Origin of the sequence: Thermostichus vulcanus str. 'Rupite' (genome assembly GCF_022848905.1) — a bacterium.
Lineage (GTDB): Bacteria > Cyanobacteriota > Cyanobacteriia > Thermostichales > Thermostichaceae > Thermostichus > Thermostichus vulcanus_A.
In genome coordinates this window covers 1-12,549 of record NZ_JAFIRA010000045.1, presented here as the reverse complement: position 1 = coordinate 12,549, position 12,549 = coordinate 1, and the positions used below count along the sequence as shown (strand labels likewise).

Annotated in this window: 15 protein-coding genes and 1 pseudogene; 8 read left to right on the top strand and 8 right to left on the bottom strand. The window is 54.6% G+C overall.

The features are described from left to right. Nucleotides 1-46 precede the first annotated feature (46 nt). The 4 genes and pseudogenes from JX360_RS14225 to glmU all read right to left on the bottom strand — a co-directional run. Entirely contained in the window at nt 47-322 is a 276-nt protein-coding gene (locus JX360_RS14225; RefSeq protein WP_244352215.1) for a LapA family protein, read from the bottom strand. Between the two features lie 22 nt (nt 323-344). Continuing rightward, complete coding sequence (locus tag JX360_RS14220) at nt 345-821, bottom strand: pentapeptide repeat-containing protein (RefSeq protein WP_244352213.1); 477 nt, start codon at nt 819-821, stop codon at nt 345-347. Nucleotides 822-1,058: 237 nt separating this feature from the next. Further along, nucleotides 1,059-1,490, bottom strand: coding sequence for a PPC domain-containing DNA-binding protein (locus tag JX360_RS18050; protein ID WP_244352252.1), 432 nt, complete (start codon nt 1,488-1,490; stop codon nt 1,059-1,061). A gap of 45 nt (nt 1,491-1,535) precedes the next feature. Continuing rightward, nucleotides 1,536-2,888 (bottom strand): annotated as a pseudogene (gene glmU / locus JX360_RS14210) (bifunctional UDP-N-acetylglucosamine diphosphorylase/glucosamine-1-phosphate N-acetyltransferase GlmU); the annotation flags it as partial. Between the two features lie 148 nt (nt 2,889-3,036). Here glmU and JX360_RS14205 point away from each other — a divergent pair. Next, nucleotides 3,037-3,468 (top strand): SHOCT domain-containing protein, encoded by a 432-nt coding sequence (locus tag JX360_RS14205; RefSeq protein WP_244352211.1) that lies wholly within the window; start codon nt 3,037-3,039, stop codon nt 3,466-3,468. 69 nt (nt 3,469-3,537) lie between these two features. Next, on the top strand, nt 3,538-3,996 hold the full coding sequence (locus JX360_RS14200; RefSeq protein ID WP_244352208.1) for an MAPEG family protein: 459 nt from the start codon (nt 3,538-3,540) through the stop codon (nt 3,994-3,996). Here JX360_RS14200 and JX360_RS14195 read toward each other — a convergent pair. Beyond that, on the bottom strand, nt 3,959-5,236 hold the full coding sequence (locus JX360_RS14195) for an AGE family epimerase/isomerase (RefSeq protein ID WP_244352206.1): 1,278 nt from the start codon (nt 5,234-5,236) through the stop codon (nt 3,959-3,961). The two genes, JX360_RS14200 and JX360_RS14195, sit on opposite strands and share 38 nt — an antisense overlap. Before the next feature lie 347 nt (nt 5,237-5,583). On the opposite strand from JX360_RS14195, the gene petE reads away from it, so the two are divergent. Both petE and JX360_RS14185 read left to right on the top strand, forming a co-directional pair. Continuing rightward, the gene (petE, locus tag JX360_RS14190) at nt 5,584-5,994 is read left to right on the top strand and encodes a plastocyanin (protein WP_244352204.1); all 411 of its coding nucleotides are present in this window, start codon (nt 5,584-5,586) and stop codon (nt 5,992-5,994) included. Between the two features lie 209 nt (nt 5,995-6,203). Then, nucleotides 6,204-6,431 carry a hypothetical protein gene (locus JX360_RS14185; RefSeq protein WP_244352202.1) on the top strand — a complete coding sequence of 76 codons (228 nt, stop codon included), beginning with the start codon at nt 6,204-6,206 and terminating at the stop codon, nt 6,429-6,431. Between the two features lie 104 nt (nt 6,432-6,535). On the opposite strand, the gene JX360_RS14180 is transcribed toward JX360_RS14185, so the two are convergent. Further along, the gene (locus tag JX360_RS14180) at nt 6,536-6,748 is read right to left on the bottom strand and encodes a DUF2997 domain-containing protein (RefSeq protein ID WP_244352200.1); all 213 of its coding nucleotides are present in this window, start codon (nt 6,746-6,748) and stop codon (nt 6,536-6,538) included. 109 nt (nt 6,749-6,857) lie between these two features. On the opposite strand from JX360_RS14180, the gene JX360_RS14175 reads away from it, so the two are divergent. Together JX360_RS14175 and JX360_RS14170 are read left to right on the top strand one after the other, a co-directional pair. Next, nucleotides 6,858-7,910 (top strand): potassium channel family protein, encoded by a 1,053-nt coding sequence (locus JX360_RS14175; protein WP_244352198.1) that lies wholly within the window; start codon nt 6,858-6,860, stop codon nt 7,908-7,910. 47 nt (nt 7,911-7,957) lie between these two features. Next, a complete protein-coding gene (locus tag JX360_RS14170; RefSeq protein ID WP_425244414.1) occupies nt 7,958-8,767 on the top strand; it encodes a TrmH family RNA methyltransferase in 810 nt (269 codons plus the stop codon). A 12-nt stretch (nt 8,768-8,779) separates the two neighbouring features. On the opposite strand, the gene recA is transcribed toward JX360_RS14170, so the two are convergent. Further along, a complete protein-coding gene (recA, locus tag JX360_RS14165; RefSeq protein ID WP_244352249.1) occupies nt 8,780-9,883 on the bottom strand; it encodes a recombinase RecA in 1,104 nt (367 codons plus the stop codon). A gap of 261 nt (nt 9,884-10,144) precedes the next feature. Between recA and lgt the strand changes: the two genes are divergently transcribed. Both lgt and tsaE read left to right on the top strand, forming a co-directional pair. Further along, nucleotides 10,145-11,005 carry a prolipoprotein diacylglyceryl transferase gene (lgt, locus tag JX360_RS14160; RefSeq protein WP_244352196.1) on the top strand — a complete coding sequence of 287 codons (861 nt, stop codon included), beginning with the start codon at nt 10,145-10,147 and terminating at the stop codon, nt 11,003-11,005. Then, nucleotides 10,995-11,510 carry a tRNA (adenosine(37)-N6)-threonylcarbamoyltransferase complex ATPase subunit type 1 TsaE gene (tsaE, locus tag JX360_RS14155; RefSeq protein WP_244352195.1) on the top strand — a complete coding sequence of 172 codons (516 nt, stop codon included), beginning with the start codon at nt 10,995-10,997 and terminating at the stop codon, nt 11,508-11,510. The genes lgt and tsaE overlap by 11 nt, the downstream gene beginning before the upstream one ends. A gap of 101 nt (nt 11,511-11,611) precedes the next feature. Here tsaE and JX360_RS14150 read toward each other — a convergent pair whose 3' ends face one another. Then, nucleotides 11,612-12,310 (bottom strand): pirin family protein, encoded by a 699-nt coding sequence (locus JX360_RS14150; protein ID WP_244352192.1) that lies wholly within the window; start codon nt 12,308-12,310, stop codon nt 11,612-11,614. Nucleotides 12,311-12,549: the final 239 nt, after the last annotated feature.

The following is a 12,549-nucleotide window of genomic DNA, read 5'->3' as shown; positions in this document are numbered from 1 at the left end:
AACAGGTGTCTAACTTAGTCCGGATGCCGACCACCTGATTCAGAGGCTACTGAGGCGGTTGATCCTGCATTTCCAGTTGGCGTATCCGTTCCTGCAATTGGCGGGCCGTAACCGAAAAACTGCGCCCAGGCCAGAGGAAAGAACCCAGGACCACCGTCAGTAGACCCAAGCCAATTGCCAAGGTCATTAGCAAGCCCAGGGGCAGCTCCACCGAGCGCAGTGTCAAAAAATGTACGGTCAGAGGAGTGGGGTTTTGCCCAGCCAGTACCGCCACCCCCAAAGCCAGTAGCAACGTCAAGGCCAAGTTGAACAGCAGCAACATACGGGATCCCGTCACAACAGTTCTATTCTGCCTTGTCTGCCAAGGGAGAAGCCCAGGCCCGCACTGTCCCATCCGGTAGAGTGGCTCCACTCAAATCAGCCCCGGTTAGAATCGCGCCTCCCATTTTTGCCCCGCTCAGATCGGATCCCTGCAATTGCGCGCGGGTGAGTTTCGCCTCCCAGAGATAGGCTCCGTGTAGGTTGGCTTCCCGTAAGTCAGCAAAGCTGAGATCTGCCCCAATCAAGTTGGCTTCCCAAAGATTAGCGCCGTAGAGGCTGGCTCCCATTAGGTTGGCAGAACTGAGGTCGGCTCCCCGCAAGTCAGCCCCCTGCAGGTTGACCCCGCTCAATTTACCGAAGGAGAGGTTGGCCCCCTTTAGATCCGCATCTTGCAGAGTGGAACGCACCAAATCCACACCGACCAAATTGGATTCTTGAAAATTGCGCTCGCCAGCGGCATACTTTGCCAGTAATTCATCAGCCGTTGTGACTCGGGGCATGGCTAGATTCTGCCAATCGGTGCATTAACCTTAGCAACTCCGGATTGCCCAACTGGGTTCTTATTTTTGGGCTGGCTTACCCTGAAAGCACTCAAAGAGACCCCAGTCTTCACCCTCCATTATCGGGTCGGGATCCCAGGGCTATATGCTGCCTAATATACCACTTGCCCACGGAAAAGCAGAGCACACTGACCCAAAATGGGATCCTCACTAGGTCTTCCGATTTTTCCTGGGAGATTAAGGAAGCGGTGGTGAGGGATCCGCCGCGGCCTGTTCAATCTGCAGTTCCAGGTAGCCGGTGGTGGGATCCAGTTGGCGGGAGAAACGATGCTCTAGGCTATCTGCGAGCACCAGTTCGGCAGTGGTGTAGATGAGGCAGCCCGGACGCAGGTGTCCTCCCCAGGTTTTGCCTTGGCAGTCGGCAACGGTTAGGTGTAAGTGTAGGCCATCTGCACATAGGGATCCGTGCAAGGCCAGGATTTCCAGTCGTTCTACCAGTAGATGATCCTCCGTTTGGTCGGCTAGGCGCAGGGTGGCTTGGGTGAGGCTGCCAACAGCACTTAGCACAAACCCCGCCTGCAGCGGTTGCTGACGGGCAAACTGTTCCAATTCTTGCTTGAGGTCTTGGCCGGGGCAGAGGCGCAATGGATAAATCCTGAGGGATCCCACAGATGGGGTTTTGGGAGCCAAAGGGTGGGTGGAGCGGATCCCCAGTCGCCAACCGGGCTTAATCACAGGATGCGGACGGGCAATGGCCAAACAATCATCCGGCAGATCCTGACGGGGGGGAATGGTGGTGCCAGCAGCGATGGTGACATCGGATCCCACCTTGAGGGGGGCCACCAGGACGGAATTGGCACCAGTTTTGCTGCGATCCCCAATCTCGGTGAAATGTTTCTGTTGGCCGTCGTAATTGGCGATGATCGTGCCCGCGCCGATATTCACCTGGGATCCCAGCTTGGCATCTCCCAAATAGGATAGGTGAGCGGCGTTGCTATGGGATCCGATTTGGGCGTTTTTGGTTTCTACGAAGTTGCCAATGCGGCAATAATCGGCAATCTGACTGTGGGGGCGCACATGGGCATAGGGTCCCACCCAGACATGGTCGCCAATCTGACTGTGGCTGACCACCGAATAGAGGATCTGGCAGTCGGTTCCAATGGTGCTGGAATCGATCAAACTGCCCGGCCCCAAGCGAGTTCTGGAGCCAATGCGACAAGTGCCGCGCAGGTGGGTTTGGGGTTCGATGATCACATCCGGGGCCAATTGCACCGTCTCTTCCAGGCTGACACTGTCGGGATCCACGAAGGTGACCCCTGCTTCCATCCAGGCATCCTTAAGGCGATCCTGCAAAATTTGATGGGCCTGGGCCAGTTGGCGTCGGTCATTAACGCCGACAATTTCTTGCGGATCCGAGACATCCAGTGCTATCGCCTTTCCCACCCAGCCGACGGCATCGGTTAGGTAATACTCCTGTTGGGCATTGTTACTGGTCAGTTTGGGGAGCACCTGCGCCAGAGCCACCCAGTCAAAACAATACACGCCACTGTTGACGCGCCGGTTTTGTCGCTGTGCTGGAGTGCAATCCCGTTCTTCGACCAACTCCAAAATCCGCTGTTGGGCATCGCAAAACACCCGCCCATATCCATAGGGATCCGCCACTTGTGCCGATAGCAAGGTGACCCTCGGCCCAACTTGACGATGACGTTCCACCAACGCTTGCAGGGTTTCTGCCCGTAACAGCGGCACATCCCCATTGATCACCAGCAGATCCCCGTGAAACTCAGGCAATAGGGGCAACAGTTGTTGTACAGCATGTCCGGTACCCAGTTGTTCCCTTTGCTCGACAAATTCGACGGGGTAATCGGCCAAAGTTTGGCGCACTTGTTCCTGCTGGTAGCCCACAATCACCAAGCAACGGTGGGGCCCCAGCGTCAGTACGGTTCGCAGCAGCCGCTCAATTAAAGATAGGGATCCCAGTTTGTGTAATACCTTTGGCAAATTCGAGCGCATGCGGGTGCCTTTGCCCGCCGCCAAGATCGCCACCGCTAGCTGCCGCTCTACCATGCTCACCCCCAGATCTGCCCCCATAAAGTATACGCGGCGGAATTCGGCTCAAATGTACCGCTGCTGAGGTGTAATCCAAGTCCGCAAAGCCCCTGAACTGAGCTCAAAACTTGAGCTAGCCTGATGGCACGTCTAGGTGACGCAGACTATGACCGAGAGCAAAAGCCCCTCTGCCCCCTCCCCTGCAGTCCGTCGGCGGTTGATCCGAGAGGTGGCCGGCTGGTTGTCGATGCTGGGACTGCTGATACCGGGCTTACAACGTTTCTACATGGGCCACAAACGCTGGGGCTGGGGATACTTGGGGGTGGGCCTACTGGTTTTTATACCTTCAATTCCGCTGCAGATCCTGAGCTATGCCTTGCGGGCCTTTTGCTTGTTCGAAGGCTTGTGGATTTTAACCATGACCAATGCCGATTTCGATTTTCGCTTTAATCGGGATTTGATTGGGTTGGAGTGGAAAAGTGTGGAAGGGCGGGAATCTCAGGATCCGGAACAGCAGTTGGAGAGCCAGTTAAAGCAGGGGTTGATTACCCGTGCCGAGTACGAAGAGCGCCGCCAACAAATCCGCAAGATTTCCTGAGATCCAAATTAGCTGGCTGATGCTGAGGTCAGAATAGAAGGGATCCAAAATCCCTTGCTTGCCAATCTTATGTCGCAGAATCTCCCCCTCGAAGCCATTCCTTTGTTCTCCATTGCGGCGGCCATGTTTTTGGTTTATCTGCCCATGGGGGTGGTGGGCTATGCTCGTGCTCGCGTTGGGTATGACACCAGTGCTCCCCGTGCCATGTTCGACAGGTTACCTCCCTACGGGCAACGGGCGACCTGGGCCCATGAAAATGGTTTTGAAACGTTTGGGATGTTTGCGGCAGCCGCGTTGATCGCCTATGTTACTGGCCCTCACTCAGATCCTTGGTATTTTGGCCTGACCGGAGCGGAAGGGGTCGCTGTGTTGTGTGGGGTGTTTCTGGTGGCGCGGCTGTTTTACAACCTCTGCTACATTGCCGATATTCCCATCGGGCGCTCCCTCTGTTTCCTAGCGGGATCCCTGTCTACGTTAGGGCTGTTGCTGATCAGTTTGTTGCCCTTATTGCAGACGGGCCTGGCTTAGTCGATCCGGGCTCCAGAGATCCAGAATCTCTAGAATCAATCCTGAGGCTGCGCAACACCTCATAGCAAGCCCCCATCGTGTGGTAGTCAGTTTTGCCGGCGGGACTTTTTAGATCATCGTATTTCTGGTTGGCACGGTTCAGAATACGGTACCAAGCTCCATGCTGGTGATCAATAAAATGCTCCCAACTGTAGGCCCAAATGCGGTCGTACCAATCCCAATAGCTGGGATCCCCTGTCCGCAGGGCCAGCAGGGCTGCCGCTGCCAAAGATTCCGCCTGCACCCAAAAGTATTTGTCGCTGTCCCAAACTTGCCCTTGTAAATCCAGCCCGTAGCGGAGTCCACTATACTCAGGATCCCAGGCCAACTGCACCGCTCGGTTAAACAAAAATTGGGCCTTATCCACGAGGCTCTGACTTCCTTGGGTGAGCAACCCATGAGCGTGGCGTTCCAAAATCAGGAGTAATTTGGCCCATTCCGTTTGGTGGCCCGGTTGATATCCCCAGGGGCGGAAGAGGTGACGCGGATCTGAGCGGTTGTAGTCCCAGTCGGGATCCCAGTTGGAGTCATAGTGCTCCCAGATCAGCCCCAACGGGGAAAGTGCCGCCTGTCGTTCACAGAGGTTATGGGCAAGGGTCAAGGCCCGTTCCAAGTAATGCTGGTTTTGAGTGGCTTCGTAAGCGGCGATCAATGCTTCACAGGTATGCATGTTGGCATTTTGGCCGCGATAAGGGGATAGGGATCCCCAGTTGGCTGTGAATTCATCGGCATACAAGCCATCGGCTTCTGACCAAAAGTGCTCCTCCATCAGAGCAAAGGTCTCGGTCAGATACTGGGCACACTCGGGGATCCCGGCTTTGAGGCCACAGGCATAGGCCAAGAGGACAAAGGCATGACCATAACAATGTAAGGTGGCATCCACAACCTCTGGGCCCCGCAAAATCCAGACATAGCCGCCTTCTCCTTGGCGATGCTTTTCCCGCAAAAACCGGATCCCGTGCTCCGCCCAGGTGCGATACTCCGGGTTTTGAAAATGCAGCGCCGCCATGGCGTAGTTAAAGACAAAGCGGGTGCTACTGACTAGGTGGCGGGTTTCGCGGTCGTAAAGACTGCCATCATCACGAAAATGCTGGAAAAATCCCCCTTGTGGATTGATGCAGCGGGGATGATAAAACGTCAGGGTGTGGCGAATGTGGTCCTCGAGGAAGTGGGGATCCCGAAAGTTGGGCAGTGGGTGCATCGAGGTAGCTCAGAAGCGGTGGAGACCAAGACAACTGCGGGTAGAGCGCGGGACTTCTTCTCTGGCAGCTAAAGGTCAAACGTTACCCTATCCGAGTGCTTTTGTAAAAGTTCCCTCTCCTCTGACACCCTGAAAACGCGGGATCTCGAGAGCGTTTCCATCGTAACTCCTCCCCGGATGCCCCAAGCATAAGGCTCCCAGGCCCTCTTTCCCCTTTGGTTTATAATTTTCATGGACTAAACATTGAAATCGTCCAGCTAGCTTGGTGCTCTTCACAGCCAGCCGAACAGCAGCCAAGCAACCCGTCCCTGGGTAATTGTTGTTAAGTTTTGATTTGAGAGGAATCCATGTTTCTAGTCTCTAACGTCGTGAAGCGCCTCAAGCTCGTCCTCCTCAGCCTAGTCTTTGTGGTGGGGGCCGTAGCCTTCCTATCTAATCCTGCTGCTGCAGAAACCTACACCGTCAAAATGGGATCCGACAAAGCTCAACTGATTTTCGATCCCCCATCCCTCACCATCAACCAGGGAGATACCGTTCAGTGGGTGAACAACAAGGTTTATCCTCACAACGTCGTTTTTGATAAGGTGCCTGGTGGTGACGCCGCTCTAGCGGCTAAACTCTCTCACAAAGCTCTGCTCACCGCTCCTAAGCAATCTGTTGAATCTGCCTTTGTCGATGTTCCTCCGGGTGAGTACACCTACTACTGCACCCCCCACCGTGGCGCTGGGATGGTCGGGAAGATCATTGTGAATGGCTAATCGCCTGACTGTATGTCCAACTGTACTGGCAGAGTCGGGGGGCGAATCTCGGTATTCAACCCAGGGATCCCAGACTTGCCTTGATGTCTGTGGATCCCTCCCCTTAGGATGAAAGGTAGCCCTCTCAGCAGTGGGAGGGCTTTTTAGCGAATGGACTTTGATGGGTTTCCATCTGTAACACCTTCTGCAACACCTTAGACGAGCTCCCCATGACCACCAGCATTAAAGGCTACCTGTTCCTGGCCGTTTCCTGCCTCAGCGCCATTGCTGCTGTAGGTTCTATCTTCGAATTGGCCTCAGGTGAACCGGACTTTGGCGTCGGTACCACCAGCATCATCTTGGTCGTTGCAGCGCCGTTGGCGGTTTGGTTGTTTCAGGCTGCGGTTGGGGCAGCGCGGGCTAGCAAGACGTCCGGCAAGGGGGGTAAAAAGAAATAATCGGGGGGCTCAGTTGCACACTGAGGCCGGATTTAGGCAGTTGAGCTACGCTCTTGCGGAGGCAAAGTGATGGGCTATTGGTGATAAAACCCTTGGCTAGGGGGTTAATGGGATTGTTTCAGTGAGACTTCTGCTTCTGCCTCCGCTGGGAACAGCTGATGGTACTCCGGTAGTAATTCCCGCTTTTCTACACTACCCAGAGCCGACTCTAGCTCTGCAGTGGTTAACGTACAGCTGGGGCCAGAGCCATTCAGCACGGTTTCTGTAATCTGTCCATTTTGGTCAATTCGATATTCTACTTTCACGTATTCGGACATCCTGGCTCCGCTCTCCAATGGCTTGATACTGCAACTGTTCTTAGGATTGTTCTCATTTTAATTCCCCTCCGTTCGTCCCTTAGCTTTCCTTTGGCAGATCCCCGCATCTATGGCTTCTGTCTCTCCCTCTTCCTCCCAAGCTCTGAAAAGGGATCCCAAAATCCAGCGAGATCTAAGTTTGGGTTTGGGAGCACTAGGCTCTGTCCTCTTGATCGGTACCTTGTGGTACCACTGGGTGGAGCGCTGGCCCTGGGTTGAGGCGATCTACATGACAGTGATCACCCTCACCACCGTTGGCTTTATGGAGGTGGAGCCGCTGGGGAATCGGGGGCGCTTGTTTACTGTCGCTCTGATCCTGATGGGGGTGTTGAGCATCGGGTTTATGGTGAATCGCTTTACCGAAACCCTGATCCAAGGGCATTTCCAGGAAGAGATTCGACGGCGCAAGTGGAGAAAGCAAATGGAAGCACTGTCCAACCACTTCCTGATCGGCGGGTTTGGTCGCATTGGGCGACAGGTGGCTCAGGAGTTTCAGGCGGAAGGGATCCCGTTTTTGGTGATCGATCAATCTGTGGATGCAATTCATGCTGCTCGAGAACTGGGCTATGTAGCGTTACAGGGAGATATCACCCTCGATGCCACCCTGATAGAAGCACGGGTGCAACAGGCGGAAGGGTTGATCGCCGCCTTGCCTTCCGACGCTGAGAATTTGTACGTGGTTTTATCGGCTCGTACCCTCAATCCACGCATCCGCACCATTGCCCGCGCCAATACGGAAGAGGCTTTGCAAAAGCTACAGCGGGCAGGTGTTGCCCACGCCATCTCCCCTTACATTACGGGTGGCAAACGCATGGCCGCAGCAGCCTTGCGCCCACGGGCCGTAGACTTTGTTGATGGCATTCTTTCCGGTCGGGATCGCACGTTTTACTTAGAAGAGTATGAACTGGCTGCTCAGGAATGTCCTTATGTGGGCCAAACCCTGCAAAAAGCCGATTTGCGGTCTCGCTCTGGCGCTCTGATCGTGGCGATCCGGCGGGCCGATGGCCAGCTCATCGGTGGCCCCAGTGGGGATACTTTGCTGCAACCGGGGGATCTGCTGTTGTGTATGGGAACGTCCGAGCAGCTACGGCAGCTGGGCCAATTGTTGTATCCCTTACATTGAGGGATCCCTGACGGGATGGTGTTCTTCGGCTCTAACCTTGTCCTGAGATGATCTCCCCCCAATGTCTAACTAGCCCCAAAAACCCCTGGATCCGGCAGTTGCGACAGCTCCAGCGCAGTAAAGGTCGGCGAGAACAAGGGGCTTTTCTGGTCGAGGGATCCCATTTGATCGAGGAAGCCCTGCAGACCGGCTGGCCTCTGCAAGCGATTTGCTATACACCTGACTGGGGCAAGAGCCATGCCCATCTCCTGGAAAACCTGCCAGCCGCGGTGCGTTTGCAGCCCGTTAGTCCTGAGGTGATGGCCGCCCTCTCGACCACCGAAACCCCGGAGGGAGGGATTGCCGTTGCCACGCGCCAAGAGTTCCCTCCTCCTCCTCCAGGGTCAATCCGTTTGGGTCTGGTTGTGGAAACGCTCCAGGATCCGGGCAATTTGGGAGCCCTGATCCGGGTGGTGGCTGCCACAGGAGCCGATGGACTTTGGCTGAGTGAAGACAGTGTGGATCCACAAAATCCCAAAGTGTTGCGGGCCTCAGCGGGCCAGTGGTTTCGCCGTCCGCCATGGGTACAGCCGAATTTACCGGCTTGGCTGCAAACCTGTCGCCAGCACGGCATTCGCATCTTAGCAGCAACCCTCTCCCAACCTGAAAATTGCTATTGGGATGTCGATCTCACCCCACCCACTTTATTTTTGCTAGGCAATGAAGGTGCTGGACTCCGTGAAACCCTGATCCAACAGGCGGATGCCCAGGTGTGGATCCCGATGGCTGCTGGGGTGGAATCCCTCAATGTGGCGATGACAGGGGGGCTACTCCTTTACGAAGCCCTGCGACAAAGACGAAGTCAAGGCATCGCCTAGATTAAGCTCCCCTCAAAACTCCTCTTCTTCAAAGGGTACAGAGCTGGCTTCCTCCTCATCTCCATCTTCCATTGGTGCGGGTTGACTGGCCGAAACCGGCACGCCAGAAGACAACTTTTCCCGTACAGCCCCTTCCACTTCCGCCAGAACCTCAGGCTTTTCCTTTAGATACACCACCAGATTGTCCCGGCCCTGAGCAATGTTTTCCTCCTTGTAGCTATACCAGGATCCCCGCCGCTTGAGAATGTTCATCTCCTCTGCTAGGTCAATGATGCAGCCAATGTTGGAAATGCCTTGACCAAAAATAATATCGAACTCGGCCCGGCGGAAAGGAGGAGCCACTTTATTCTTCACCACCTTCACACGTGCCCGGATCCCGTACTCATCAGCCCCCTTTTTCAGGGTTTGAACCCGTCGAATATCTAACCGTACCGAAGCATAAAACTTGAGGGCATTGCCACCCGTAGTGGTTTCTTGCGGGCCATAGCCCATGCCGCCAATTTTGGAACGCAATTGGTTTAAGAAAATCACAATAGATCCGGTTTTACTGACATTCCCAGCAATCTTGCGCAGGGCTTGGCTCATCAGGCGGGCTTGCAATCCCACATGAGCATCCCCCATATCTCCTTCAATTTCGGCACGAGGGACCAGTGCTGCCACCGAATCCACCACCACAATATCGACAGCGGCAGAGCGCACCAACTGATCCACAATCTCTAGGCCGGCTTCCCCCGTATCTGGTTGTGAGATCAACAAGTTTTGAATGTCTACCCCCAGGGCTGCCGCATAGGTGGGATCCAGAGCATGTTCTGCATCCACGAAGGCTGCCGTTCCCCCCTGCTTTTGCACCTCGGCAATGGCGTGTAAGGCAATCGAGGTTTTCCCAGAAGACTCCGGCCCAAAGACTTCAATGATTCGCCCCTTGGGATAGCCACCGCCTAAGGCTAAATCTAGGGTGATGGCCCCACTCGGCACCGTTTCCACCCGCATCTGTGCGGCATCCCCCAGCCGCATGATTGCCCCCTTGCCGAAGTTCCGCTCGATCTGGCCCAAGACCTGCTCCAGAGCTTTGCGCTTTTCTGACTTCAACTTGTCCGAGTCGTCAGCAGTGTTCATGGCGGCAGCTTTGCCTCGGGCCATAACCAGCATCCTCCCCTAGGGGTAGTAGTGGAAGAAAATCGAGCCTGCATTCTAACATTGCCACCCAGAGTGCCACTTTTTTGGGAGGGGATCCCTGTCGTTTCCCTCAGCCTGTTGAGCCAAATAGAACTCCTACATCGACAGATTAGTCAAGAGCCAGACCCCGATGGGCTGCCAACAACAAAAGCTCAAACGCTAAAGTGAGCGAAGGGGTGTGTTGAAGGAAGGTGAGTTGGGATGTTCATGACCTTGGTGTTGCAATCTCCGGGACCAATTCTCTTCTCTTGGGGATCTTTTTCTCTGAGCTGGTACGGTCTGTTGATTAGCTTGGCGGTTTTGCTGGGGTTGATCTTAGCCCGTCATCTGGCTCAGCGTCGTGGCATCTCACCGCAGTACATACCCGATCTTCTCCTTTGGCTGGTGGTTGGATCCCTGCCGATGGCGCGCCTGTACTACGTGGTCTTTGAATGGGAACGCTACCGAGACGGCCCTTGGTGGCAGGTATTGGCCATTTGGCAGGGAGGAATTGCCATCCATGGAGCCCTAATGGGCGGAGGGGTGGCGCTTTACCTTTTTGTGCGACGCAATCAACTGGAGTTTTGGTCATTCGCAGATTGCATCGTCCCTTCGGTCATCCTAGGACAAGCCCTGGGACGATGGGGTAACTTTTTTAACAATGAAGCCTATGGAAAGGCCCTGTCACCGGATAGCGCCCTATGGGTACAGCTCCAACTGCCGGATGGATCCCGGGTTCACCCCACATTTTTGTACGAATCCCTATGGAATTTTGGCCTGTTTGGGATCCTTTGGGGGCTCAGCTACCGCCGCAACCTGCCACCGGGCAGTCTCTTGGGATTGTACCTAGTGGGCTATAGCCTAGGGCGCTTTTGGATTGAGGGCTTGCGTACTGATAGCCTGATGCTCGGGCCTCTGCGGGTGGCTCAAGTGGTGAGTTTGCTATTGATCGGGGTGGGTGGGCTGCTGTTGGTGGGATCCCTGAGGCGCACACCTAGACAAACGCTCTCTTTGGCCGCTGATCAGACAGGCAGGCTCACGACCCACAACCGGATCGATAACGAGTCTGGCCATGCAGAGTGAAGGGGTTTGGGCCGATGGATCTCCTCTGGTGTTGCCCTCTGCTGCGGCTACCCAAGCGCTAGCAGCTTTGATCGGGCAAATGGCGGAGCCAGGGTTGGTCATTCTTTTGGAAGGTAACCTGGGCAGTGGGAAGACCACCTTTGTGCAGGGGTTAGGTCAAGGACTCGGGATCCCCGAACCGATTGATAGCCCCACCTTTGTCTTGCTGCAAGAATACTACACAGGGCGGATCCCCTTATTTCACTGCGATCTTTACCGTTTAGAGTCCGCCTCTGCTGAGGATCTGGGCCTAGAAGAACTTTGGAACAACGAGGGGATTACCGCCATCGAATGGCCCCAACACCTCTCCGATTTACCATCCACCTATCTCTGGCTACATCTACAATCAGATCCCCAAATCGATGAATTCCGCTTTCTCCACATCAAAGGCAAAGGATCCCTGACCGCTCAGCTTTGGCAACAGGTGCACTCTGTGTTTAGCCAAATCCCGCAGCAAAAAAATTAGGATCCAGGTTGCCTCATGATAGCGTTTTTCTGGATCCCAAATCTCGATAAATTGAACTCAACAGGAAGCGGCTTTGCACATCTGTAAGAGCTCTATTCTGCTTAAGCCAAATCAAAAAGCAGCACCTCTGCCCCGTCTTCACTAGCAAGGGTTAGTTCAGCTTCTTCAGCAATAGCCACCCCATCCCCTTCGCGCAAAGGCAAGCCATTCAAAGTAGCATTGCCCCGAGCCATTTGCAGCCATCCGTAGCGCTTACTGTCCAATCTTTGGGTAATGGTGTGACCTGGTTCAATGAGCGCGGCATACAGATTCACGTCCTGATGCACAGTCACGGATCCCTGGCGGCCATCTCGAGAGGCAATTAGCCTCAACTCATTTGGATGTTCTACCAATCCAGTCGTTTTTTGTTCGTAACTGGGCTCCAAGTTTTCCTGCTCCGGCAAGATCCAAATCTGCAATAGATGTACTGACTCTTCCGCAGAATGGTTGTATTCGCTGTGGTGGATCCCGGTACCTGCTGTCATCCGCTGAATCTCACCAGGGCGAATGACGGATCCCGTTCCCAAGCTGTCTTTGTGCTCCAGACTTCCTTCCAACACATAGGTGACAATCTCCATGTCACGGTGCCCATGGGTGGGAAAGCCCGCGCTTGGGCTAATCCGATCATCATTGATCACTCGTAAGGCCCGAAAACCCATATACCGAGGGTCATAGTATTCACCGAACGAAAACGAATGATAGGTGTCAAGCCAGCCGATCTTGACATGTCCCCGCTCTTCCCGCTTATGCAAAGCCAGCATTGCAATTCCTCCAAAGCCTGACTCTTGGTATCTATCTAGCTGAAATCATCCTAGTAACTTTGCTTCGAGATTGTCAATACTCAAACAATCCAGCCGTCTGTTTTCCGGATCTAAAAAACCTCTTCCAGGGGGTTGACAGGGCATGGTTATGGGGCATAGGCTAGTAAAGCGCCAATGAGGCAGATGGCCCCGGGCGTTCCCAGAACCTTGACAATCAGTACAGTCAACCATCATGGAGC